The organism is Candidatus Magnetaquiglobus sp., assembly GCF_058402785.1.
In genome coordinates this window covers 15,575-39,989 of the sequence record NZ_JBZVFG010000032.1, presented here as the reverse complement: position 1 = coordinate 39,989, position 24,415 = coordinate 15,575, and the positions used below count along the sequence as shown (strand labels likewise).

17 protein-coding genes and 1 tRNA gene are annotated in these 24,415 nt (G+C 63.2%); 5 read left to right on the top strand and 13 right to left on the bottom strand.

Features of this window, described 5'->3' with window-relative positions; genetic code table 11:
• Positions 1 to 10 precede the first annotated feature (10 nt).
• Together ACV4UY_RS11330 and ACV4UY_RS11325 are read left to right on the top strand one after the other, a co-directional pair.
• Positions 11 to 3,733 (top strand): AsmA family protein, encoded by a 3,723-nt coding sequence (locus ACV4UY_RS11330; RefSeq protein WP_491607697.1) that lies wholly within the window; start codon positions 11 to 13, stop codon positions 3,731 to 3,733.
• Entirely contained in the window at positions 3,714 to 4,319 is a 606-nt protein-coding gene (locus ACV4UY_RS11325) for a DUF1318 domain-containing protein (RefSeq protein WP_491607696.1), read from the top strand. The genes ACV4UY_RS11330 and ACV4UY_RS11325 overlap by 20 nt, the downstream gene beginning before the upstream one ends.
• Positions 4,320 to 5,218: 899 nt before the next feature.
• Here ACV4UY_RS11325 and ACV4UY_RS11320 read toward each other — a convergent pair.
• Positions 5,219 to 5,305, bottom strand: a tRNA-Leu gene (locus tag ACV4UY_RS11320).
• Positions 5,306 to 5,769: 464 nt separating this feature from the next.
• Entirely contained in the window at positions 5,770 to 6,171 is a 402-nt protein-coding gene (locus ACV4UY_RS11315; protein ID WP_491607695.1) for a M67 family metallopeptidase, read from the bottom strand.
• Between the two features lie 199 nt (positions 6,172 to 6,370).
• Here ACV4UY_RS11315 and ACV4UY_RS11310 point away from each other — a divergent pair, with 199 nt between their 5' ends.
• The gene (locus ACV4UY_RS11310) at positions 6,371 to 6,658 is read left to right on the top strand and encodes a WGR domain-containing protein (RefSeq protein WP_491607694.1); all 288 of its coding nucleotides are present in this window, start codon (positions 6,371 to 6,373) and stop codon (positions 6,656 to 6,658) included.
• Positions 6,655 to 7,290: an MBL fold metallo-hydrolase gene (locus ACV4UY_RS11305; RefSeq protein WP_491607693.1), complete on the top strand. Its 636-nt coding sequence runs from the start codon at positions 6,655 to 6,657 to the stop codon at positions 7,288 to 7,290. The genes ACV4UY_RS11310 and ACV4UY_RS11305 overlap by 4 nt, the downstream gene beginning before the upstream one ends.
• 660 nt (positions 7,291 to 7,950) lie before the next feature.
• Here ACV4UY_RS11305 and ACV4UY_RS11300 read toward each other — a convergent pair.
• From ACV4UY_RS11300 to tsaD, 7 genes are all read right to left on the bottom strand, one after another.
• On the bottom strand, positions 7,951 to 9,528 hold the full coding sequence (locus ACV4UY_RS11300) for an SPOR domain-containing protein (protein WP_491607692.1): 1,578 nt from the start codon (positions 9,526 to 9,528) through the stop codon (positions 7,951 to 7,953).
• A gap of 91 nt (positions 9,529 to 9,619) precedes the next feature.
• A complete protein-coding gene (locus ACV4UY_RS11295; RefSeq protein WP_491607691.1) occupies positions 9,620 to 10,402 on the bottom strand; it encodes an OmpA family protein in 783 nt (260 codons plus the stop codon).
• Between the two features lie 763 nt (positions 10,403 to 11,165).
• Positions 11,166 to 13,382 (bottom strand): SulP family inorganic anion transporter, encoded by a 2,217-nt coding sequence (locus tag ACV4UY_RS11290; RefSeq protein ID WP_491607690.1) that lies wholly within the window; start codon positions 13,380 to 13,382, stop codon positions 11,166 to 11,168.
• A gap of 18 nt (positions 13,383 to 13,400) precedes the next feature.
• Positions 13,401 to 14,303 (bottom strand): 30S ribosomal protein S6--L-glutamate ligase, encoded by a 903-nt coding sequence (gene rimK / locus ACV4UY_RS11285; RefSeq protein WP_491607689.1) that lies wholly within the window; start codon positions 14,301 to 14,303, stop codon positions 13,401 to 13,403.
• Positions 14,300 to 14,821, bottom strand: a complete 522-nt coding sequence (locus ACV4UY_RS11280) for an ATP-dependent zinc protease family protein (RefSeq protein ID WP_491607688.1) — start codon at positions 14,819 to 14,821, stop codon at positions 14,300 to 14,302. Before ACV4UY_RS11280 ends, rimK begins: the two co-directional genes overlap by 4 nt.
• A 5-nt stretch (positions 14,822 to 14,826) precedes the next feature.
• The gene (locus ACV4UY_RS11275) at positions 14,827 to 15,849 is read right to left on the bottom strand and encodes an NAD(P)H-dependent glycerol-3-phosphate dehydrogenase (protein WP_491607687.1); all 1,023 of its coding nucleotides are present in this window, start codon (positions 15,847 to 15,849) and stop codon (positions 14,827 to 14,829) included.
• Positions 15,850 to 15,912: 63 nt separating this feature from the next.
• The gene (tsaD, locus tag ACV4UY_RS11270; protein WP_491607686.1) at positions 15,913 to 16,968 is read right to left on the bottom strand and encodes a tRNA (adenosine(37)-N6)-threonylcarbamoyltransferase complex transferase subunit TsaD; all 1,056 of its coding nucleotides are present in this window, start codon (positions 16,966 to 16,968) and stop codon (positions 15,913 to 15,915) included.
• A 381-nt stretch (positions 16,969 to 17,349) separates the two neighbouring features.
• On the opposite strand from tsaD, the gene hemC reads away from it, so the two are divergent.
• On the top strand, positions 17,350 to 18,279 hold the full coding sequence (hemC, locus tag ACV4UY_RS11265) for a hydroxymethylbilane synthase (protein WP_491607685.1): 930 nt from the start codon (positions 17,350 to 17,352) through the stop codon (positions 18,277 to 18,279).
• Positions 18,280 to 18,671: 392 nt separating this feature from the next.
• On the opposite strand, the gene ACV4UY_RS11260 is transcribed toward hemC, so the two are convergent.
• The 4 genes from ACV4UY_RS11260 to ACV4UY_RS11245 form a co-directional block, all read right to left on the bottom strand.
• Positions 18,672 to 20,198, bottom strand: a complete 1,527-nt coding sequence (locus ACV4UY_RS11260; protein ID WP_491607684.1) for a hypothetical protein — start codon at positions 20,196 to 20,198, stop codon at positions 18,672 to 18,674.
• 554 nt (positions 20,199 to 20,752) lie between these two features.
• Positions 20,753 to 22,612 (bottom strand): methyl-accepting chemotaxis protein, encoded by a 1,860-nt coding sequence (locus tag ACV4UY_RS11255; RefSeq protein WP_491607683.1) that lies wholly within the window; start codon positions 22,610 to 22,612, stop codon positions 20,753 to 20,755.
• A 57-nt stretch (positions 22,613 to 22,669) separates the two neighbouring features.
• On the bottom strand, positions 22,670 to 23,821 hold the full coding sequence (dapE, locus tag ACV4UY_RS11250; protein WP_491607682.1) for a succinyl-diaminopimelate desuccinylase: 1,152 nt from the start codon (positions 23,819 to 23,821) through the stop codon (positions 22,670 to 22,672).
• Between the two features lie 70 nt (positions 23,822 to 23,891).
• A partial coding sequence (locus ACV4UY_RS11245) for an SH3 domain-containing protein (RefSeq protein ID WP_491607681.1) occupies positions 23,892 to 24,415 on the bottom strand: 524 nt, incomplete at its 5' end.

Genomic DNA, 24,415 nt, shown 5'->3' with positions numbered 1-24,415 from the left:
AGACCCTCGCATGCGGCGCATCCTGAAAATCGGCGCCTGGATCCTGGCCATGGCCCTGCTGTCGGTGGTGGCCTCGTTGCAGACCATCGTCTCCTCGGAGCCGTTCAAGCGCCATCTGATCGCCGTTCTCGGTCACGATCTCCCCGGCGCGATCACCATCGATGCGCTCACCCTCGATTATGTCACCGGTCTGCAAGCCCGTCAGATCGCCTGGCGACTCGAAGAGCGCACCCTGTTCCAGCTCCAGGGGATCAGCCTGGCCATCGACTGGCCGGATCTCCTGCTCGGGCGACTCACGATCCGCGAAGTGCGCATCCATGGGGGACGTCTGGATCTCTCCGCCGCGCATCTGACCGGGGAGCCGGAGCCGTCATCCGAGGCGTCCACCCCGCCCACCCCCCATCCGGTGCTGGCCCCGGCCTGGATCGCCACCACCCTGCCGTTGCGACTCGCCATGCAATCCTTCGTGGTCGAGGATATCGACCTGGCCTATGAACCCATGCCCGGCGTGCGCCTGAGCGTGCGACAGCTGGCCATGCGGGCCGCCCTGCGCGTTGACCGGCAAGGAATGGATCTGACCGGTAAGATCACCATCGACGATCTGGCCTATGCGGATGGGAACGGCTCGGTGCATCTGCCGGTGAGCCTCGAGATGGATCTGGGCAACGAGAGCGGGCAAGGGGCGCGGCGCTCCACCCTGCGGTTGGGGAATCTGCTCACCGTGCCGCTGGATGCGCGGCTGACCCTCAACCGGCATCCCGCCGAGATCGATCTGTTGTTGCGGGCCGAACCGGTGGAGCTGGCCCCGCTGTTGGCCCTGGTGAAACCGTGGCTGCCCGACGACTGGCGCGCGGCGCGGCTGACCGGCAAGGGGGGCGGCGCATGGCGGTTTCAGGGGGTGCGCGACGACGACGGGTTGAGCGGTTCCGGAGAAGGGGCGTTGGAATTGACCGATCTGGATGCCCGGCTTCCCGGCGATCGGGAACGGGTGTTGGAGCGCGGCACGGCGCGGTTGACCATCTCCGGGATGCGGATTCAGGCGGGGGCCTGGCAGGGGATGCAGTCGGAGCTGCATGGGACCGCCGAGCGGCTGGTCACCCCCGAGGCCCAGGTCGGGAAAGGGTCGCTGTTGATGGGGGCCGAACACCGTGCGGATGGGTCGTTGGCCGGCCACGGACGCATCAAGGTGGAGCGGCTGCTTGTCGGTGGGGAGGGGGAGGGTGGCCGTCCGGTACGTTTTGAGACCAGGCTGTTGGCCGCCTTCGATCCGGAACGGGAACGCTTCTCCATCGACCGGCTGCTGGTGCGACTCGACGACATCGCCCGCATCGGCGGCAGGTTGGAATTGACCTCGGATGACCAGACCGACGGGGAACAAAGCCTCTCCGGAACCCTTTCCGCGACGGTGGATGGTCGCAAGCTGGCCGTGGCCCTGGCCCGTCTGCTGCCGGGCGGGGTTACGTTGTCGGTTTCGCCCGGGGAGAGCCGTCTCTCCCTGCACGGTCGCGCCACGTTGATGGCCAACCGTCTGCCGCGTCGCATCGCCCTGGGTGGTCTGGTCGATCTGGCGCCCGTGGCCTGGTCGGACGACGAGACCGGGGTGGGGGGTCGGCTCGAGCGGTTGAAGTTGGCCTGGAAGGCGCATCGGCCCGTGGTGGATGGTCCGGTCGAGGGGGTGGTGAAGGGGACGATCGGCCTCGCGGAGCCGCGCGCGGGAGCCGATCTGACCAGCGAGGAGGCCGAAATCATCCTTGCGGGTCGGGGTCGGCTGCTGCCGGAGAGCGGTGCCTGGGAGGGTAGGGCGCGGTTCGATGGGCATCTGGAGAAACCGGTCTTCGTGGCGGATATCCGCATGGATCGGTTCACCGGTGTGCTGGAGACCGAGGCCAGGGGCACCTTCACGCCCGATGCACCCCTCGGGGATGCGGTGGTGAGCCAATCCTGGAGCGGGGTTGGTCGGAAGGTGTCGGTTCGGGATGGGGATTACCAGTGGCTGTGGCCCGATTTTCACTGGTCGGCGCGCGCCTTGAGCGAGCTGAACAGCGGATTGCATCGGCTCGACTCTCTCGCGATCGATGCCGAAGGGGCCCTGACGGCACGCCTGAGCGGAGAGTATCGGAGCGAGGAGGATTTTCTGCGGCTGACCGGTGGCCTGGAGCGGCTGGAGTTGGGTCGGTTGGCTTTGCTGGCCAGCGACGAGGGGGGAGCCGGGGCTACGCATCAGCCGTTTTCGGGGCACGTGGCGGTGAAGGTCGATCTGGAGGGGAGACCGGGGTCGCTCAAGGGGTGGAGTCGCGAGGCGCCTCCACCGTTGCGGCTGGCATTGACCGCCTCGGCATCCGGGGTGGAGGGACGCTGGGGAAACGCGCGGTTGACCGGAGGCAAGGGGAACGTGAACCTTCGTTTCGCCCCGGAGCCGGGACAGGGTGTGACCCTGCGCGCGGATCTGCACGCCGGGCGCTGGGAGCGGCCCGAGGCCCCCGCGCATGTTCAAGATGGGGGAAATCCATCCGCACCCCTCGATCCGGGCGCTCCCTGGCGGGAGTTCCACGGCATTGCGCTGGAACAGGCCCGTTTGGAGTTCGAGCTGGTGGGACGGGATCCGGATCACTGGCGGCTGAACCGTCTCAAGGGGGGCTTGCCCGGTCTGGAGGCGGAGCTGCATGGCGAGGTTTCCGGGCTTTCCGGGCTGCTCGATCCCCGCGAGCTGCGCCTTCCCGAACGCCTGGCCGGATTGTTCGTGGACCTGACCGGGCGGGCGCGGGCCGATCTGGAACGGGCCAATCCGGTTTTGGCCACGTTGGAAACGCGCGGAACCGGGCGCGGGGAGCTGGAGTGGAGTCTGTTCAAGGCGGTCAATGGTCCCTTCGTCACCCGTTTTCTGGTTTCGCCGCGGGAGCTGGGGGTAACGCGGGGGGATCTGGTTTTGAGCGGCATGACCGGAACCCTGATCGCGAACAAAAGCACCTGGACCGATCCCAAGCAGGTGCCGGTGAAGGCAAAGGCACGACGCGCCTTCGCCTTGGAGCGGATCGCCTCCCCCTTGACCAGCGGCATCGAGGGACGGCGGCTGAACATCGAACGCCTGGAGCTGGCCGGGGTGCGTGCCGAGAAGATCACCATGGAGCTGAGCTACCAGGAGGGGCAGTTGCGCGGTCAGAACCTGCGGCTGGATCTCCTGGGAGGCACCATTGCCGGGAATGTTCTCCTGGAGGGGAGCAAGCCGGCGCGCATGGATGCCCTGCTCGAAGGGGTGGAGGTGGATCTGAACCGTCTGCTGCCCGCCGAGGCGGGGATCGTGGGAGATGGTCAGGTCGATTTCATCGCCCGGCTGGCGTTGCGTTTCGACAAGGAGAGCGGCAGGTTGGATCTGGGACGCAGCGAGGCGGGTATTCTGTTCACCCGCATCGGCAAGGAGGCGTTGGATCGGCTGTTGCGTTTTCTCGATCCCAAGGAGAGCAATCCCGCCTTGAGCAATGCCCGATCCAAGGTGTCGTATGCCAATCCGTCGCAAATGAACTTGCAATTGACCAAGGGAACCATCAAGCTCAAGATCGATTTTCGCGAGGGGATGGTCTCGAGCCTGAATCTGGAGCGGATTCCGTTGGGCGTGCTCGGTCAGTTCGAGCAGATCCAGCAGGATCTGGCCCCGGTGGAGAATCTGGCACGTCTGTTGGAGTGGATCGGCATGACCCATCTGGAGGTGGAAACCCGTGACGCCACCGCGCCGTAGAGTGTGGTTGATGTTGGGCTGGTCGCTGTTGGTGACCGGCTGCGGCGGACCGTTGCTCGAGGTGACGGTGGTGGACGAGCGCACCGCGTTGGAGAATCAGGTTCTCGGCAGTTATGCCGAGTTGCAGCGCGAGGTGATGCTGTTGACCTCGGTGCGCGCCATCGATTCCCAGGGGCGGTTGGCACGACAGATCCCCCGTACCCCGGAGTATCGGGCGGTGTTGCGTGCCTTGCAGCGTCAGGCTTTCAACCGCGATGATCTGGATCACTTCCGCAAGATCGGCGTGATCGGCGAAAACAATCAGGGCGGGGTGACGGTGCGGGAGGTGGAGCAACTCTCCGCCGAGGCCCGGACTCTCGCGCGGCGTTTGGTGGAGGAGGAGAATCAGGATCGCGCGGCCATCTGGGAGCGGTTGATTCTGGCCGAGGAGGGATTGGTGGAGGCGGATCTGCCCAGGGTGCGGGGGATCTTCGCGACGATGAACCGCGATCAGGCCAGCCCAGGGGCGTGGATCCAGCTGCCGGATGGGGGTTGGCGGATGAAGGAAGGGTCCGGGAACGAGCCGGAGCGCGCGCCTGGGCCTTGAGGGTGGTGTTGAAATCCGGACCGTGGAATGCCGAAGTGGCATGCCAAAAGGGAGGTTCACGGTCGAGGTGGGCCTGCCCTCATCAGGCCGCGCCGGTCTGTTACACCCCTCCGGCGCAGAGATAAAAAAAACTGGGAAGGTTTCACCTCCGGGTCTCTTCGCGGGTCGTGAGGTAACGCAATCTCACCCGTCCAGGAGATGCGCCTTCCCGCCCCACCTCCGCAGCAAACTTGCCCGCCCGCTCATTCACGTCCTTGTTGATGTCTGGTTTTACAAGAAATCGCTACAATGCGTTTACGCTTGGGGGTGGTTTTTTTTGTCGTCCAACCAGGGAAACGCGCTCCTGGTGCGTCTGATGCATCGTGCTGGCCACACATCCGGGTCAATCATCTCGGACCGACGCACCGCCCGTTCGATGGTCCGGCGGTTCAGACCCAGCTTTGAGGCGGTGTCCTGGACGAAGGATGGAGCTGGTGTTTCGCCGTTCCCTGCCAGAACGACATGAGTGTCGTTCTGGTCCAACCTGCTGGCTCCAGCGATCCGAACGCCGCCACTCTTCGTCTCCGGATACTTCTCCAAGAGCCGCTTCCTCCGCGCGAAGTGCTCGGCGCGCTCCAGGATGGACAAGCCACGTTCATCCGCGATGCTCTTGGGGGCGGACGTTGGTTCGCTTCTCATGCTGCGCAAATTGGGTATCGGTCACGGACATGGCGTGATTCCTTGGTTTGCGGCGGATGTGTGTGGAGGGTTGCCAGAAACCTCAATCTACACCCGAATCTACACACACAAAACAGGGATGTCTATACACATCCCTGGAATCCCGTTGGAAACAAAGAAGCCAGCAACTGTTTAATTTTGCTGGCTTCTTGTAAGATCTTGGAATTCTTTGGAACTCAATGTGGTGCCCGTGCCCGGAATCGAACCGGGACGGCCTTACGGCCAGCGGATTTTAAGTCCGATGCGTCTACCTGTTCCGCCACGCGGGCAAGGCGTGCTCCCGCATCTTGGGCGGGACAATCTTTTCCAGGCGATTCGAATCTTCCCGGACGATCGGGGAGATTGGGATTCCAGACCATCCGGAAGCTAAACCGCGTCTATTTTTGAGATGCGTCGTTTCCCGCAAGGCCACCGGGGGAGAACCCCCTCACCCCCCAACCGTGGACCCCCCTTACGGGAGTTCCACGGTAAACTTGTCTGATGGGGGGAGAACCCCCTCACCCCCCAACCGTGGACCTCCCTTACACGGGAATTCCACGGTAAAAAGCGGAAACGAAGCTCGCGAAGGCTGGGCGCGGCGCATTTTTCGCAAAGGAGGCGAAAAAGGCTTCTTTGAGAAGAGCGCGCTCAAGTCAAAAGCAACGTCCCAAGGGCTTTGCCCTTGAATCCCATCAGGTGGATAATCCCCCTGGACCCTTGATCATGGAACTACGTGTCTCGTGATGGTTGCGGTTTAATCGCGGATCGTCAATTCCTGTTGTTCCATGCGGTCATTGTGGGCCAGAAAGCCGTTGATCTCCAGCCGTCCGTCGGTCTGCATGCCGACGATCAACAGCAGGGCATCCGGATAGGTAGCCAACTCCCGATCCAGCGATGAAGGTTGCGCCGGGCCGCGCGGATGGCTGTGGTAGATGGCCACCACCTCCTGACCCTGCTCGCGCAGGCTCCGGAACAGTCGGATCTGCTCTTCGGGATTCGCCAGAAAACTCCGGTCGTCCCCGGCGATGTTGGTCAGCGGATGCCACGCCGTCGCCTCCCGTCCCTGGCCGGAGAGCACGCCCACACACTCCTTCGGCAGCATGCGCTGCGCATGGGCGAAAATCTTGTTGACCAGAGTTCGGGAGATGATCCACATCGTCGAGCGCGTGCGGTCCAGGTGACCATTCATAAAGAAAATGATACAATGGGAGGAACACAAATCGCACCCCCCGACCCAGGAACTCTCTTACGAGACTTCCTGGGTAAAATAGTGTAACCTGATGAAAAAATCAACCGCCGGTCCGCCAAGCCGCGTGCTTGAGTCTCTCCGGCATGATGGGGTTTCGCGACGTTTCATGAAAGTCTATCTGCAACGACCCAATCCGATCACGGGCGTGGTGCTTTTCTATTCGCTCCAGATCCAGCGCGATCTTCTGGGCCGCTGGCACGTCATGCGCGAATGGGGACGTTCCGGTTCGTCGGGCACGTTGCGTCAAACCCCTTACAATGCTTATGAACTGGCCATGGAAGCCATGCTCGCCCTGGAGTCCGAACTGCTCGACAAGGGCTATCGGGTCATGATGCGCGAAGGGATGAGCCTGGCCATGGCGGGATTGTTGTCCAACAGGGAGTCCGATCGATGACGCGTGTGCATGAGATCCTGGAAACCGGTCCGCTTCAGGTCAACTGTCAGATTCTTGGCGACCCGACCCGAGGCGAGGCCCTGGTCGTGGATCCGGGCGGGGATGCCAAACGTATCCTGGCCCGCGCCCAGGCCTTGAAGCTCAAAATCACCCACATCCTCGCCACCCACGGCCATTTCGACCACATCGGCGGCGTGAGCGAACTCAAACAACTCACCGGCGCCGCCTTCTGGATCCACGACAAGGATCGACCGTTGGTCGAAGGCGCGGCCCGACATGCCGCCACCTGGGGCTTGCCTTTCGGACCGGTGCCGACCGTCGATGGCTCCTTTGCCGATGGCCAGACCCTGACCATTGCCGGACTCTCCCTGGAGGTGATCCATACGCCGGGTCATACGCCGGGTGGGGTCTGTTTTCGCTGCGGCGAGGATCTGATCGTCGGGGATACGCTCTTTGCCGGCTCCATCGGACGTACCGATTTGCCCGGCGGTGATTACGACACGTTGATGGACTCCCTTCAGAACCGTCTGCTTTCTCTCGACGACGGCCTGAAGTGTCACCCCGGTCACGGCCCCTCGACCACCCTGGGACGGGAGCGGCGGGTCAATCCGTTTCTCAACGGTTCGTTCTGAGCCGCTTCTGCCAGGGCGCCGTCCTGCCCCACAAGCAATCCAACCGCGATCGTCGGACCTGGCTGGGAGGATACCTTCCCGGTTGGGTGCGGTTTGCCTTGAGAACACAATCCATTCGGTAACGGTTCAGCACCCCCACGATCGCAGGGGACGGGGGACCGCGAGGTCCCCGGCAGAGGTTCGGAGACGGACTCGTAAGGGAGGTGCACGGTTGGGGGGTGAGGGGGTTCTCCCCCCATCATGCCAGTTTGGAAACGAAGCTCGTATTTGGCACGGTGGCCTTGCGGGAAACGACTTGTTGTTCTGACAGGCAATTCGCCATGAGTCGTTGCCCAAAAGCGGCAACGACTCATGGCACATGAGACGGCGCGCGCTTGCGCGATTTTTCGCAAAAGACGCGAAAAATCGCTTATCGTGAAAAGCGCGCGAAAGACAAAGCCAACAGAAAAGGAAGAGTCAAAGACCAAACCTCAGGGCTTCGCCCCGAACCCCACCAGGGGCCATTGGCCCCTGGACCCCGCCAACTTGTAGGGGGTCGAACCATGCTCTCAGGAGCACCCCTTCACCCTCCATCCCATGGCCCTCCCTTCAGGCGGTCCACGGTCAACGAATGGGCCATCCATGGCCCACATCGAACTCCGATACTCAACCAGCCGCCTCTCAGATGTCGCAAACCACGCCACCGATGGCGCTGCCAATGATCTGGGAAACGCGGGGACGCTCGCTCTGAGCCATCTCATGGGTCGCGAAGGGCCCCACCCGAACCTGGAGCAGTTCGACGGTGGCGTCGTTCTGCTTGGCGGGCACCGACTTCACGGAAACGTTGTCGATACCGTTCTTCTTCAGCACATCCTGGGCGGAATGGACATTGTGCTCCTTCTGGAAGGAGCCCACATGCACGAAGCAGGTGCCGCTCCGGGCGGAAACCGCATCCTTGGTGGTGGCGGAGACCGGTTGCACGTCAGGCTTGGCTTCGCTCTTGGAAAGGGTGGCGGCGGGTTGAGCTTCGCTCTTGCTGGTCTTGGCCGGAGCCGCGGCAGGCTTGTCGGCCTGAGCGGCAGGCTTCCCGGCGGCGCTGGCGCGGGGCAGATTCAGCTGTCCGAGCATGTCGTTGAGATACTTTTCGCCGTTGTGCTCGAAGCCCGCCAGGAAGCCGGGGGCCATGTAGCGCTGGAGATCCTCGCTCTTGTCCACGGCCAGGGAGAGATTGCGCAGATACTCCACGCCGTCGTTGCGCTCCTTGAGACCATGGAACAGGGCCTTGCCCACCTTGAAGCCGACGGCTTGCAGCGCCCGGCGATAGTTGCGCAGATAGATCTCCTCGGCGGAAAAGATCCGGAACGCCAACTTGTCGGTATCCGAGGCCTCGCTGGCATGGTTGGCGTAGAACTGACCTTCCAGCTCCTTGGTCATGAAGTTGTCGGTCCGGGTGTAGGAAAGCTCGTAACCGGTGATGGGGGCGTTCGGGCAGATCACCGTCTTGGCCAGATCCTCGGCGGAGGCCACATGCTTCTGGCTCACGGCGGGCATCTCCTTGGCCATTTCGGCCAGGGTCCGTTTCATGGACTCCCGATAGCCGCAGACGAAGCCGTTCTGGAAGGATTGACGATCCGCCGGTGAACCGGTGATCAGCAGCTCTTCGAACAGTTCCAGCATCGCCACGGCGTGGGCATTGGTCTCCTTGAGGAGGGTGTCGAACTTGCCCTGGTAGGAACCGGAACGATCCAGATTGATCTGGAAGAACTTTTTGGGCCACTGGGCATAGCCGACGCCGATTTCGCGGCCAATTTCACCGGCGGCGGTGGAGACGTGATAACCCAGAACGTCATCCGCGTCGAGCCGGGCATAGCTGGTCCGGAAACAGGAGTTGAACTTGGTGCGCAGCTCCTGGGTCACGCCGAAATAGAAGCGTCCCAACGGGGTCGGCTGGGTCGCGGCATTCATCTCCCCGGTGCGCAGGAACTGAACGAACTCCGGATTCACCTGGTGCTTGCCATGCATGTTGCCGTTGCCGTTGCGCAGTTTGGCGCCCCAGAAGTCGCCGGCGCGACAGAAAGAGCCGACATCCATCTTGATGAGGAATTCGGTGTTCTCATGGGTGCTGACCAGGGTCCGCTCCATGGAGTCGTGCTGATTCAGGGCATGACCCGCCGGAGGATTCGTGCCGCAGCCGCCGAGCAACAGCAGCATGGCCACACCATACAAGGATTTCTTGACGGTCGATTTCGTAAGTTCCATCGATTTCTCCTAAAATGCTGACTTGAACTGGAAACCCGCGGGCTCCAGGATGTTGAATGAACGTCTGCCCTGGCAGATCATGCCATGGAGATCAGCGGATGGTATCGCTCTCCCGGATGGTGTAATGGCCGGAGAGCGCATGGATCTCCACCCGCCGGTTGGACTCCTGACGATTCTTGCTCTGAATCAGATTGTAAGCGACGGGGCGGGTGGCGCCATATCCGACGGTGTTCAACTGGGCCGGTTTGATGCCCTGACGCAGCAGGAAGGCACGCACTTCCTGAGCGCGACGGTTGGAGAGCGTGACGTTGCCGGCGGCGGTACCGCTTTCGTCGGCATGGCCCTGGATCTGGAACCGCACGCCGCCATTGGCCTTGATGACCGCGGCCAGCTCCTTGAGAGCCTTGGCCTGGGCCGTGCCGATGACCGCGCTGCCGTGCGCGAAGGTGACCACCGACTTGGCGGTCAGGCTGCATCCGGCCATATCCACCTTGTCGCCCCTCGGGGTGGCCTGGCACTTGTCCGCGCCATCGATCACGCCATCGGAGTCCTTGTCCATCGGGCAGCCGAAGGAGTCCACCGGCACGCCGGCAGGGGTGTTCGCGCAGTCATCCTTGTAGTCCGGCACGCCGTCCCGGTCGGAATCCAGGGGACAGCCGTGCATGTCAACCTTGGCCAGGGCAGGGGTGTCGGAGCAGCGATCGTTGACATCGGCCACACCATCATGGTCGGCGTCGGGGACGGCAGCGCAGCCGTAGCGGTCTACCGGAGTGTTTGGCACGGAAGGTGCTTGGCAATAGAAACCGACATGATGCCATCCCTTGTGCCAGGTGTAGGAATGGCTCTCGTGCGCCATGGCGGAGCCGGCAGACAAGAGAAGTCCTCCCAATGCCGTCAAGGTTGCGACTGCTTTCAAGTTCATTGAATCCTCCATGTTTGTTTGTGAGTCACGGTTGATCCTGCGCTGGTGTGCCAAATGCAAAAACAACAATCGAATCCCAAGAAGGATTTGCAAAAGGCAAACATTTCAACATTATGTATTTCGTTGAAGACAAGCCATCTATCGATTGGTTATATATACAATATCAGCAAACCCTTATAATTCTCCGTGCCATCTTGAATGCGGCAAGCCGCGCAGACAGGGACAAGGTGTTGCCGTCACCTTCATGGTGGCGGATATGGAAAGATGGAGATCAAGACGCCAGAAGCGCCATGGATCGGTCAAAGCCGGTTCCAGGGTTTCGCGTCATGCACTTTTCTTGAACATGCGGGACAGGCTGCCGAATCACCTCAGGCCGTGCGCACGCATGAAGGGTTGTGTACAACCTTTCGAAACCATTTCTGAACAGTTATTCACAGGGCTGTTCATACCTTTTCGATTCATGACAGATCTATCACTTATCAAAATCCACGTCAAGCCCCTATGGTTTCGGATCATCCTTAAAACATTCCGATCGCGCATGGCGTACCTTCTGACCAGACAGGGAGTCGTCCAGGTCGGCTGGCGCACGGGTCACGATCCCGGAAAATGCGGGGTTTGACGTGGTTTGTCCGTGAATTCCCGGGTGGCGGACGTTCGGACCCGGCCATCACGCCGCGTCCGGACGCCTCGCCCTCCCGTTCTCGCCGCCATCCCCTCACGCATCCTTCAAGGCCATCAACTCGGCATTGGCATAACGCAGCCGGTGCGACAACGCCCGCGCCAGACGGCTGAAAACGTGGTGTCCCAACACCGGATGGCTCTTGGCCACCTCCTCGAAACGCTTGCGCGAGATGATGTACAGTTCGGTCGGCGTATCGACCACCGCGTCCGTGGAGCGGTGACCGCGATCCAGGAACGCCATGTCACCGAAGAAATGTCCACGCCCGAACACCGCCAGGGTGAGGATCTTGCCGCTCGGCAACGGCAGCACCATGCGCACCTGGCCGCGCCGGATCAGATAGATCTCGTCCCCCTCGTCGCCGCGGTTGAACACCTTGTCGCCCGCGTCGTAGCTGCGCTCCTCGGTGGAGGAGGAGAGGATCTCCAGGCTCCCCTCGTCGAGCAGACCGCGCAACAGCGGGATATCGTTCAGATTCATCATCCGGGTTTCGCCGGTCTTGAGCTTGCGGTTCTCCTCGATCAGATAATCTTCCACCCACTCCATGGCCGCGTCCAGATCCGGATAGAGCTTGATGTTGTCGCCATGGGAGAGCAATCCGGTCTGTTCGAAGTAGGTGCCCAGATCCAGCCCGGTGGGCAGGGAGGTGGGCAGTTCGCTGAAGATCAGGTAGGCATCCCGCTCCTTGAGCATGGCGCCGATCTGGGTGAGCATGCGGATGCCGGTGAAATCCACCGACTGCACATGACGCATGTCGAGGATCAGGAAGCGACAGCTCTTGATGTCGGCCTCGAGGCTGGTGAACAACTGGTCCGTGGTGCCGAAGAAGAGATTTCCCTGCAACTCGACGATGGTGCTCACCGTGCCGTTGGCGGCGAGGATCTCCTTCTCTTCCAGCAGGCGGACCCGTTTGGAGGAGACCCGATCCCCGTGGCGACGGCGCCGCACCACCGAGCTGCGCACCTGTTCACGCAGGAACAGCACCACCGCGAAGCCGATGCCGGCCCCGGCGGCGGCGATGAGGTTGAAGGCCACCGCCACCAACACCACCGCCAGGATCACGAAGAAGTCGAGCACCGTGGAGCGCTGTTTGAGCAGCGCAAGACTGTGCCAGTCAACCATGCGATAGGCGACCACCATCAGGATGCCGGCCAGGGCGGCGATCGGCACCCAGCCGATCAGTTTGGCGAACAGCAGCAGCACGATCAGGGAGAATACCCCTTCCAGCAGACCCGACAGGCGGGTCTGACCGCCGCTGTTGATGCTGACCAGGGTGGCGCCCATGGTGCCGGCGCCGGGCATGCCGCCGACCACGGCGGTCAAGAGGTTGCCGACCCCCTGACCGATCAGGGTGCGGTTGGAGTCATGCCGGGTGCGGGTGAGGGCATCGACCACCACGCAGGTTTTCAGGGTGTCGATGGAGAGCAGCACCGACAGGGTGATGGCCGGGACGAGGATGGCGGCGAAATCCTTGATGCCCATTTTCTCGACCGCGTTCCAGCGCTCCTCCATGCCGTGGCTCATGGCGGTGAAATCGACGTCGATGGGACCGATGAGGAGTTTGTTGTCGGTCAGTTGCAGGAGTTCCGGACGGGCCAGGGCAATGACGAAATAGGTGATCATGCCGGCCATCAGGCCGATGATCGGGGCCGGGATCACCTTGGTGATGCGTGCCGCCTGGCTCATGCCGATGATGGTGACGATGCCGACGACGATGCCGGTCCACTGCCAGAGCGCGGGATCGAAGAGCCCCTGCATGACCGGGGTTCCCTTGGGCAGGCCAAACAGTTTCGGGATCTGGCTCAGAAAGATCAGCATGCCCACGCCGCTTAAGTAACCCGAGACCACGGGGTAGGGGATGAATTTGATCACCTTGCCGCCGCCGAGCACCCCGAAGAGCACCTGGAGCACGCCGGAGAGCAGGCCGACGATGGCGATGAGCAGCAGGATCTGTTCCGGGGCGAGGGCCGAGAGGTTCTGGTTGCCGGCCAGAAGCTCCACGCACAGGGCCGAAAGCACCGCGGCGGCGGGGGCGCAGGGTGCGGTGATCAGGCGTGGCGCACCGCCGATGGCCGGGGCCACCAGGCCGAGGATCACGGTGCCGATCACCCCGGCCATGGCGCCGACCCCGAGGTAGCTGCCGCCGAGCGGGGTGAAGCTCACCACGCCGTAGGCGATGGCGGAGGGCAGGGCCACCAGCATGGCGGCCAGACCGCCCCAGATATCTCCCGCGAGTTTGTTGGTCGTTGCCATGATCGGAATCTCCTTGAATCAGGCTTTGGGTTTGCGAGAACGGACGGGACGAAGTTTGTGTTCCAGGAACTGAATGATCTTGCCGGCCACGTCGATGCCCGTGGCCTTTTCGACCCCCTCGAGGCCGGGGGAGGAGTTGATTTCCATGACCAGAGGGCCGCGGTTGGAGCGCAACAGGTCCACGCCGGCCACATTCAGCCCCATCAGGCGGGCGGCGCGCACGGCGGTCTGGCGCTCTTGCGGGGTGATGCGGATCGGCAGGGCCTGGCCGCCCCGGTGGAGGTTGGAGCGGAAATCCTCGCCATGGCCCTGACGCATCATCGAGGCCACCACCCGTTCGCCCACCACCAGACAACGGATGTCGGCGGATTTGGCCTCCTGGATGTACTCCTGGACCAGGATGTTGGCATCCATGCCGCGAAAGGCCTCGATCATGCTTTTGGCGGAACGGTGGGTTTCGGCCAGCACCACGCCGATCCCCTGGGTCCCTTCGAGCAGCTTGATCACCACCGGCGCGCCGCCGACCATCTGGATCAGGTCATCGGTGAACTGGGTGGCGTGGGCGAAGCCGGTCACCGGCAGTCCGATGCCGGCCCCGGCCAGCAGTTGCAGACAGCGCAGCTTGTCGCGGGATTTGGCGATCGATTCGCTGCCGTTGAGGGGATAGACCCCCATCATCTCCAGTTGATTGAGCACCGCCAACCCGTAGAAGGTGATCGAGGCGCCGATGCGCGGGATCACGGCGTCGAAGCCGGTCAACTCCTTGCCTCCGTAACGGATGCGCGGCTGATTGGGGCAGATGTTCATGTAGATTTTCAAGGTGTCGATGATTTCGATCTCGTGACCGCGTTCGCGCGCCGCTTCCACCAGCCGCTTGTGGGAATAGAGATTCGGATTGCGGGCCAGGATGGCGATTTTCATGGTTCCGCCTCCTTGTTACGGTCGGGGGGCGAGGGGGTTCTTCCCCCATCGTGCGGGGTGCGCGACAAAAGGAACGAGCAGCCCGGATCCACCAGGAACTTGCCGCGCACCGCGGTACGTCCGATCAGCATACGAAAGCCCATGGGCGCGCGATCGGTGAGGGTGATTTCCACCTCGCAATCCCGTTCGCCGAGCTGGACACGGGTGCGGATCACGAAGCGTTGTTCGGTATGGCCGCCGGAGCTGACCACGGTGCGGGAGTCCACCAGCGGGGCTTCGCAGAAGATCTCCGGCTTGCTTTTGCGTTGCACCGGATGGAGCTTGAAGCGGACGAAGGCCCCCTCGGGCCGTTCGACGAGGTGGGGATCCAGGGCGTGCAACGCCGAGGTGCGGGCACCGGTGTCGATCTTGCATTTGATCCGCTCCACCCCCATCTCCGGCAGGGCGACCCACTCGCGCCAGCCGATGATTTGCGGCTTCTTGACGCATGGGGAGGGGAGTTTGCGTGCGGTGGCCATGGCCATCACCCCTCGAAACCACCATGTTCGGGTTTCAGATCCCGTTCCATCAGATCGCGCACCGCGTCGAGCGGGGCGCGTCCCTCGTACAGGATGCCATGCACCGCGCGGGTGATCGGCAGGTCGAGATCGAGTTTTTCGGCCAGACGGCGCACCCCCTCCACGGTGCGCACCCCTTCGGCGATTTCGTGGGTTCCGCGCTGAATCGACTCCAACGGTTCGCCGCGTCCGATGCGCACCCCCACGCTCCGGTTGCGGGAGAGGTCCGAGGTGGCGGTCAGGAGCAGGTCGCCGAGTCCGGAGAGTCCGGCGAAGGTCTCGGGGCGGGCGCCGAGTTTGATGCCCAGGCGCAGCATTTCGTTCAAGCCGCGGGTGATCAGCGCCGCGCGGGCGCTGTGTCCCATGCCGAGTCCGTCGGAGATCCCCGCCGCGAGCGCCATGACGTTCTTCAACGCTCCGCCCAGCTCCAGACCGATCACGTCATCGGTGGAGTAGGTGCGAAACCACGGGGTATGGAAGAGTTTTTGCACCCGTTCCACCCGTTCGGGATCCCCGCCGGCGATGGCCACCGCCGCCGGAAGACGCATGATGGTGTCGCGGGCGAACGACGGTCCGGACAAAAAGCAGCTTTTGCCTCCCAGCTCCGCGCCCAGAATGTCCACATGAATTTCGGACAACAGGGTCATGGTGGCCGCCTCGACCCCCTTGCTGGCCGAGACGAACAGGGTCTCCGGGGTAACCGACTCCCGCAACGCGGTCAGGATCCCCCGCGTGAACTGGGTCGGAACCACCATCACCAGAATGGCGTGTTCTCGGGCCGTCCGGTGCAGATCCGTGGTGGCGACGATGTTGCCCGGCAGTTGGAACTCCGGCAGGAAGAGCGGATTGCGCTGGTCCCGGTTGATCCCTTCGGCCACCTCCGGCTCGTGGCACCAGAGGGTGACGCGCGGCAGCTTGCTCGCCAGCACCGTGGCCAGGGCCGTGCCCCAGGATCCCGCGCCGATGACCGCTGTTGATGTCGTATCCATGATTCACCATCCCATTCAGAACCCACGTCCGGCGGACCGCGAACAGCCGTGCTTTTCCGTCCCTCAAGCCCTTTGGTCCGCCAACCCTTCGATGGGCCAACGCGCACGCGCGTTCAACATCCATCCATCCCTCTGCCCGGCCAGGAACCGGCGTGCCCCGGCCAGGCCGATCATCGCGCCGTTGTCGGTGCAGAGCGCCAGCGGCGGGAAGTAGACGCGCACCGATTGCCTTTCGGCCCGTTCCGCCAGCATTTCGCGCAACCGATGGTTGGCCCCCACGCCCCCGGCCACGATCAGGCGGCGCTCCCCGCTCTCCCGGCAGGCAGCCAGCGACTTGGTGACCAGCACATCGACGATCGCCTCCTGATACGAGGCGGCCACGTCGCGCCGCCATCCGGCGTCCGTCTGCTTGTCCGGATGGTGGCCCAGAAAGGTGCGCAGCGCGGTCTTCAAGCCGGAGAAGGAGAGATCCAGTTGCGTGCGTCCCGGCATGGCGCGGGGAAAGGGGATGGCGGACCGATCCCCGCCCTCGGCCAGCGCGGCGATCGCCGGTCCGCCCGGATAGCCCAGTCCCAGCAGTCGGGCCCCCTTGTCGAAGGCCTCGCCCACCGCATCGTCGCGGGTGCGACCCAGAACCCGGTAATCCCCGAACCCGCGCGCGTGTACCAACAACGTATGGCCGCCCGACACCAACAGCGCCACGAAGGGAAAAGCCATGTCACCCGCGTTCGGATCCAGAAACGGGCTCATCAGATGCCCTTCCATGTGGTGTACGCCGACCAGCGGGCGATCCAGGGCCATGGCCAGCCCCTTGGCCGCGGCCATGCCGGTCAACAAGCCCCCGATCAGTCCCGGTCCGGCGGTCACCGCCACGCAGTCCAGGGCGGAAGGTTCGACCCCGGCCAAGCGCAACGCCTGATCGATCACTGGTTGGACGTTGCGGATGTGGGCGCGACTGGCCAGCTCCGGCACCACCCCACCGTAACGGGCATGCACCTCCACCTGACCATGCACCACGTTGGAGAGCAGGCGCGGACGCGCCGTCGCCGCCATCCCATCCAGCTCCACCACGGCGGCGGCGGTCTCGTCGCAACTGCTTTCGATGCCCAGAATCCGCATGATCCTTGTCCTTGTGACCTGTTTTATGCCATGGTGATCAGGATACTCCCTTTTACCGGGGATGTCTCGTAAGAGACTTCCCCGGTGGGGGGCGAGGGGGTTCTCCCCCCATGTTGCCAATCCACCGGGGATGTTTCGCAAGAGACTTCCCCGGTGGGGGGCGAGGGGGTTCTCCCCCCATGTTGCCAATCCACCGGGGATGTTTCGCAAGAGACTTCCCCGGTGGGGGGCGAGGGGGTTCTCCCCCCATGTTGCCAATCCACCGGGGATGTTTCGCAAGAGACTTCCCCGGTGGGGGGCGAGGGGGTTCTCCCCCCATGTCGCGATGTCACCTTTCACCATCGATGCCATGTGTTGGGATCGAAAGATTCGAGCGGAAACATGAATACCACCCTCAAGATCGGCACGCGCGGCAGTGCCCTGGCGCTCTGGCAGGCCCGTTGGGTCCAGTCCCGGCTGGAATCCATTCATCCGGGTCTCAAGGCGGAGCTGGTCATCATCAAGACCCGGGGCGATATCATCCTGGATGTGCCGCTGGCCAAGGTCGGCGGCAAGGGGCTGTTCGTCAAGGAACTGGAAGAGGCGCTGCTCGATGGGCGCGTCGATCTGGCGGTCCACTCGATGAAGGATGTACCGGCGGAGTTTCCCGAAGGGTTGGGCATTGCCGCGATTCTGGAACGCGAAGATCCCCGCGACGTGCTGCTTTCGGTGCGTTACGCGGGTTTGAGCGATCTGCCCCATGGGGCGCGGGTCGGCTCCTCGTCGTTGCGCCGTCAGTGCCAATTGCTGCACGAACGCCCGGATTTGCGGATCGAATCCCTGCGCGGCAATGTCAACACCCGCATCGCCAAGCTCGAATCCGGCCAGTTCGAGGCCATCGTGCTGGCCGCCGCCGGGGTGAAGCGGTTGGGACTTCTGGAGCGGGTGGTGGAGTATTTCGCGCCGGAGCGGATCATTCCCGCCAATGGCCAGGGCGCGGTGGGGATCGAGTGCCGTCTGGACGACGCGGCCACCCGGCGGTGGCTCGAGCCGCTGAACCATCCGGAAACCCGTACCGCGGTGCGGGCCGAGCGGGCTTTCCTGCATGAGCTGGAGGGGGGGTGTCAGGTGCCGATCGCCGGTTTCGCGCGGCTGGAGGGCGAGCGTCTGGTGATGGCCGGTCGGGTCGGCTCGTTGGATGGCCGGGAGTTGATCACCCGAGACGTGAGCGGTGATCCCGAGGAGCCGGAGGCGCTGGGGCGCGCCCTGGCCCGTGAGTTGATCAGCCTGGGCGCCGATCGTCTGCTGGCCGCGCCGATGACGGGGAGTTGATCTGTACCCGACTGGGAATGGATCGCCTTGACTGTTGAAAAAAGAGTAGAGAGTCTGATGGCCAGAATGTCTGGTGATGAATCATAAGTAAACCCCCGGCTCTGCCGGGGGACTCACAAAGTTTGACATTTCCGGGAATATTCCATGGTTTGATGGCCTTTTGGTCGTGCGTGCCTCAGCGCCTGGAGACATGGGGCTGGGACGAACTCAAGACTTTGAAAATTCCTCGGACTGCTTTTCAACGGTTGCGAAAAGGCCCTTTTGAGGGGCCAGCAATCGAAAGCCCCCGGCTCTGCCGGGGGATCATTCCTTATAATCAATAATGGCTGCCCATTCCTTTGATGACGAATCCAAAGGCATGCGCATCCTGCCAGGGCGGATCGGAAAGCGAGTCAGGCTACCCAGCGCGGATAGGCTTGGCGCAACGCCGCGAAATCCGCGCAGGCCGCCAACTCTTGGAGCAGTGCCAGCATGCCCGCCAGGGAGGGGCCACGCCTGGAGCCGACCGCCACCTTGAAAAAGCCGCGCATCTGCCCGTCCGGATAGGGAAAGCTGTTCTCCGAGACCACCACCTCGCAGCGGTGGTGACGAAAGCCGAAACTCACCCCGAGATAAAAAGCCACGCCCCGTTCCCTGGCCTCGTTTTCGACGATGCGCAGCAACAGGGCATGATTCTCCCTGGTGTCCTCATGCTGATGGAACTCCAGCACCACGAACGGCGATTCCGCCCAGTTCAGATGGCGGTGAGGTCCCAGGGCCGGATGGTTGACCCGTCGGAACAGGCCGGGAATCCCATTCAGGGCCAGGGCCACCTCCCGATTGTTGGCGAAGATCCGGCGCGGGTAGGCGGTCCGCCACTCCGGATGCAGGATGGTCGGCAACTCCAGGATCGCCGCCGCCTCCAGACTCAAGCCACTGCCCAATACCGCGCGATTGCGCGTCAACCGTTCGCGGAACCGCTCTGCGGAGGGGTGGCGCGTCTGATCCAGATCCTGATGGGTGCAGATCCGAACCATGCCCAGATTGGAAAACTCCAGACCATGCTGATCCAGCTTCAACCCGGATCGGACATCCAGGGCCAGCAGGGGCCGGCGGTTCCCGCAGGCGGTCAAGAACTCTCCCAGATCGAAGGTGGCGCCCAGCAAGGTGGAGTCGGTCATCAGGATCCACGGTCGATCCGCGGGACGGGCCTGGAGAGCCTCGATCAAGGCGTGGGGATCGGCGATGGTCTGGTTCCAGTCGTAGAGCACCGGCTCCAGAAACAGAATGTCGGTCTTGCCGCTCTTCAACCGCTCCAGCAGGATGGCAAATTCGGGAATCCGGCGCGCGTAGATGCCGGGATTGTCCAGCAGGGCCACCAGACGTTGCATCTCGTAGTAGCCGCCCAGCCAATCCAGACGCAACGTATGACCATCCGTTCGTCGGTAGCTTTTCCGGTAATGACCCAGGGTGAGGATCAACGCGGTCACCGCCGCCATGCCGCTGCCAAACGCCGCGACATGGCTCGACCAGTCCGGAATCTCTGGACAACAACGGGCGATCTTTTTTTCGATGTGTCTGGAATTGAAAACCCGTTCGTAGACCAGATTGACGCTGTGGCTGATCGGGAAGCAGACCGGCTGGTTTTGCAACGGGGACCTCAACAAGGATTCACCCACCGACCGGGCCATGCGGATCCAGCGACTGCGCAACTCCAGGGACAGCGCCTCCAGGTGCTGCTCGCCACGCAAGGTCTCCAGCTCCGGATCGGCCAACAGCGCGTTGATCTTCAGGCGCCACGGGGCCAGTTCCGCCTCCCACTCCCGCTTGTTCGACGCAAGCGCCGTGGCGAGTGCCAACAACTCCAGGGCCTCGGCCCGACAGGCGGCGTGATCCGGGGTGTCAACCGTGTTTGGGGAGGGGAGTCGCTGGAACACCATGTCGATTGCCTGGGTTGAGCATCCATGTCGTGAACGGACGTTCGTGAAGATGCCGTTCCAGGCGGTCTGGCGTCAAGGGCAATCCGGATAATGCCCTGGATTGGGAAGATCAATTCTCATCGGGTCGGCAACACGGGGGATGACAGGCCGGCGCATGGGGAGTGGGGCGTCGGACGGCATGGCTGGCATCGGGGGCCGCCAGGCCGGTCATGCGGGGAAGGATGGGGACGAGGAGCGCGCCTTCGAACGCTCCCCGGTCCGCGAAGGGCGTGCCTGCGTCGCGTTCGCGACGCGGGTGATCGGTTTCCAAACCGCAATCCTTGGGAGGCGTCGTTTTCCGCAAGGCTGCCATGCAAGCTACGAGCGTCGTTTCCAACAATCGGAAACGACGCTCGCACAGGCCGCGCGTGGCGCCTTTTTCGCAAAAAGGCTTCGTTGTAAAGAGCGCGCCAAAGTCAAAAGCAAACTTCAAATCCAAACCCTGGAAGAGGCATCTCCCAGACGCTCTCTTTTTTTCAACGGTTCTGAACCGCACATTCCAAACCGAGTGCGGCTCAGAACCGTTCGAACTCGTCATCCGAGGCCGAATGGCCGCTCCCCATGTCCAGATGCACGCCCCCGGCGGCGGTTTTGGGCGCGGCGGTTTTGGGCGCGGGCAGGGCGCGTCGCGCGGCGGTGGAGGAGGTGGCAGGCGCCGCCGCCTGGCGCGCCGGAGTCGGCGCGGGCAGGGTGGTGGCGGGTCGGCGGGCCACGCTCCGGGCCGCGGATCCACCCGCCACATGGAAGAAGCCGATCGCCTCCTGGAGCAGCTGGGCCTGATCCGAGAGCTGATTGGCCGTCGTGGCCATCTTCTCCGAGGCGCCGGCATTCTGCTGGATCACCTGATCCAACTGTTGGATGGCGCTGTTGATCTGGCTGGCCCCCTGGGTCTGCTCGCGGCTGGCCACCGAAATCCCCTGCACCAGCTCGGCGGTTTTCTGGATGTCCGGCACCAGCTGGGTCAACAGAATCCCCGCCCGTTCCGCCACCTCCACGCTCGAACCGGCCAGCTGGGTGATCTCCCCGGCGGCGATCTGACTTCTTTCGGCCAGCTTGCGCACCTCGGCGGCCACCACCGCGAACCCCTTGCCGTGATCCCCGGCACGGGCCGCCTCGATGGCCGCGTTCAGGGCCAGCAGGTTGGTCTGACGGGCGATCTCCTCGATGATGTTGATCTTGCCGGCGATCTCCTTCATCGCCTTCACCGCTGCCGATACCGCCTCGCCACCCTCCTGGGCATCGCTCGAGGCCTTCAGGGCGATCGATTCGGTCTGGGAGGCGTTGTCGGTGTTCTGCTGGATGTTGGAGGTCATCTCTTCCATGGCCGCCGAGGTCTCCTCGATCGAGGCGGCCTGCTCCGTGGCACCCTGGGAGATCTGCTGCGAGCTGTCGGTCAACGACAGACTCCCGTCGGTCACATGGGTCGCGGCATCCTGCACCCGCAGCACGATGGCGCGCAGCTCCTCGACCATTTTTCCGGTGGCGGTCAGGGTCTGGCCGATGTCATCCTGGGTGGTGGCCTTGGGAAGGTCCACGGTCAGATCCCCCTTGGCCACATGGCCCACCAGGTTGCGGATCACCCGCACCGGCTCCATGGCCAGACGCTTGATCAAGAAATAGATGATGATCCCGGTCACCAACAGAATGGCGGCGGCCAGGGCGAAGATCTTGAGCATTGCATCCCGCACCGCCGATTGCATGGGTTTCAAATCGGCGATGATTTCGAAGGCGCCGCGCTGATCGCCCTCCTTCCACCCCTCCATCTTGATGCCGAGCGGATCGAGCCCCTTGCCCGCCGGGTAATCCTGCTCGGTGCCGTGACAGAGCAGACATCCCTTCTTCAAGACGATGGGACGCATGAAACGCAGGGTATTGGTGGCTTCGTCCACCTGCCACAGTTCGTTCAGGTTCCCCTTGTCCATCTTCTCGAGCATGGACTTCTCCAAAGGGGTGGCTTCGTTCTTGGGGTTGCGGGCGCCGATGCGCGGTACGCGGAATTCATAGTTGGCATCCTTGGCCCGGCTCATGCCGATGGTCCAGGAGGCCACGATGGGGATGGTGTTGTAAAAACGGGTCTGCCGGGCCGCCTCGATGATCTCCTGCGTGGATTTGGGGTTCTTTTTGGCGATCTCCTCCTGGGCCTCCTTGAGCAGACCCGGATCGAAGCTGTTCGCCGCACCCAGCGAGGCGATGAAGGTGCGCCCTCCCTCGGACTGAGCCGTGATCGCTTGTGCCTGTTGGATGATGGCATTCATGGCGTCTTGTTCGATGCGGCTCTTGACGAGCGTGAAGATCAACGCGATGCCGATCGTGACCAACAGTACTGTGCTGATGATGATTTTGGTGCCGAAATTCATGCGGTTGAGGAATTCCATGGCAATCCCTTCTGGGTTGAGGTTGATGCAGGTTGTCTGGCCAGGCATGCGGCGCGATCATGACGCCGCGAAGAGTCGTTCCAGCAGACGTTCATAAACACGACTCAACATCTCCAGATCTTCCACCGGGGTGGATTCGTTCACCTTGTGGATGGTTTTTCCGACCAGGCCCAGTTCCAACGTTTGCGGGCAGTCGCGGGAGATGAAGCGGGCATCCGAGGTGCCGCCACCGGTCGAGGGACGGGCGGTGATGCCGAGAACCTCCTGGGTGGCCTGGCGCAGACAATCGGCCAGCAGGGACGATTCGGTCAGGAATGGCAGGCCGGAGAGTTCCAGGCGCAACTCGTAGGGGTGGCCATCGGCATCGAGCACGCCGCGAATCGCTTTTTCCAGGGATTCCGGGGTGCTGGCCGTGCCGAAGCGGATGTTGAATCGGGCGATCAGCAGGCCGGGAATGACGTTGTTGGTGGTGGCTTCGCCGGCGTGGATGGTGGTCAGTTGCAGGGAGGTGGGCGGGAAATCGGCGCTGCCGTTGTCCAGGCGCAGTCCCACCAGCCGGGCCAACAGCGGCATGGCCCGATGGATGGGGTTGTCCGCCAGATGGGGATGGGCCACATGGCCCTGGCGTCCCGGAATGCGGATTTCGCCGTTCAGGGAGCCGCGTCGGCCATTTTTGTACTGATCGCCAAGGGTCATGTCGCTGGTCGGCTCGCCCACCAGGCAGAAATCGAGCCGCTCCCCGCGCGCTTTCAGCCATTCCAGCACCTTCACCGTCCCATCGACCGCCTCGCCCTCCTCGTCGCCGGTGATCAAAAACGAGATCGAATGGGCGAAATCGGGATGGGTCGTGAGATAGCGCTCCACGGCCACCACCAGGGCCGCCACCCCGCCCTTCATGTCGGCCACGCCCCGCCCGACCAGGCGTCCGTCGTGAATCTCCCCGGCAAAGGGATCGCACTGCCACTGGGCCGGATCACCTGGAGACACCACGTCGGTGTGGCCGGCCAGACAGAGATGCTTGCCCGAGGTGCCATAACGGGCGTAGAGGTTTTCCACCTGTCCGAAGCGGAGTTCGTGGACCGTGAATCCAGCCGCGCGCAATCGCTCGGCCACGATTTTCTGACAGCCGGCATCCGTCGGCGTGATCGACGGCACCCGGACCAGTTGGGCGGCCAGATCCGTGGTTGGAGTATGTTGATCGTTTGCCATGCAATGAGGTCCTTGGATTGGATCGATGGTCCTGACTGGGCATGACAGGACCGGGCGCCTCGGTGGAATGCTAATCGTTTCTACTGGAGAGGGTATCAAGAATCGATAGGCGTTGTCGATTGTTGACATCGCGGGTTCCATAGGCGAGCACCCAACCCATGGCCTGGGTGGTATCCGTCACCCGCAACCAGCCGTTTTCGTTCCACAGCACCCGCAATTCACTCCCCTGGGTCACGGCCTTGATCGGTTCCCCTTGCAAGGCGGGCAGGGGATGCAGGTTCAACACCGGCACATCCACCACCACCCTGGCCGGCTTGACCGCGGCCACGGACTTGACCGGGGATTCGTCGTGCTCCACCGGAAAGCGGATGGCCTGACGGGCGAAGAGAGCCGGCGTCACGAGCTGGCGCGGTGGTGAAGCGGCGGGCGTCGCGACCGGTGTGACGGCCACCGGTTCGGTGGCAACCGGTTCGACCGGCGCGGGCTTGGGCGGCTCGGGCGCGGGTTTGGGCGGCTCGGGCGCGGGTTTGGGCGGCTCGGGCGCGGGCTTGGGCGGCTCGGGCGCGGGTTTGGGCGGCTCGGGCGCGGGTTTGG

Excerpts from the sequence above, each read along its gene's own strand:
- ACV4UY_RS11260 (WP_491607684.1), bottom strand. The coding sequence starts at position 20,198 with ATGGTGTTCCAGCGACTCCCCTCCCCAAACACGGTTGACACCCCGGAT.
- ACV4UY_RS11280 (WP_491607688.1), bottom strand. The coding sequence starts at position 14,821 with ATGGCCACCGCACGCAAACTCCCCTCCCCATGCGTCAAGAAGCCGCAA.
- ACV4UY_RS11300 (WP_491607692.1), bottom strand. The coding sequence starts at position 9,528 with ATGGAACTTACGAAATCGACCGTCAAGAAATCCTTGTATGGTGTGGCC.
- ACV4UY_RS11315 (WP_491607695.1), bottom strand. The coding sequence starts at position 6,171 with ATGTGGATCATCTCCCGAACTCTGGTCAACAAGATTTTCGCCCATGCG.
- ACV4UY_RS11310 (WP_491607694.1), top strand. The coding sequence starts at position 6,371 with ATGAAAGTCTATCTGCAACGACCCAATCCGATCACGGGCGTGGTGCTT.
- ACV4UY_RS11305 (WP_491607693.1), top strand. The coding sequence starts at position 6,655 with ATGACGCGTGTGCATGAGATCCTGGAAACCGGTCCGCTTCAGGTCAAC.
- ACV4UY_RS11290 (WP_491607690.1), bottom strand. The coding sequence starts at position 13,382 with ATGGCAACGACCAACAAACTCGCGGGAGATATCTGGGGCGGTCTGGCC.
- ACV4UY_RS11255 (WP_491607683.1), bottom strand. The coding sequence starts at position 22,612 with ATGGAATTCCTCAACCGCATGAATTTCGGCACCAAAATCATCATCAGC.
- ACV4UY_RS11275 (WP_491607687.1), bottom strand. The coding sequence starts at position 15,849 with ATGGATACGACATCAACAGCGGTCATCGGCGCGGGATCCTGGGGCACG.
- hemC (WP_491607685.1), top strand. The coding sequence starts at position 17,350 with ATGAATACCACCCTCAAGATCGGCACGCGCGGCAGTGCCCTGGCGCTC.
- dapE (WP_491607682.1), bottom strand. The coding sequence starts at position 23,821 with ATGGCAAACGATCAACATACTCCAACCACGGATCTGGCCGCCCAACTG.
- tsaD (WP_491607686.1), bottom strand. The coding sequence starts at position 16,968 with ATGCGGATTCTGGGCATCGAAAGCAGTTGCGACGAGACCGCCGCCGCC.
- ACV4UY_RS11330 (WP_491607697.1), top strand. The coding sequence starts at position 11 with ATGCGGCGCATCCTGAAAATCGGCGCCTGGATCCTGGCCATGGCCCTG.
- rimK (WP_491607689.1), bottom strand. The coding sequence starts at position 14,303 with ATGAAAATCGCCATCCTGGCCCGCAATCCGAATCTCTATTCCCACAAG.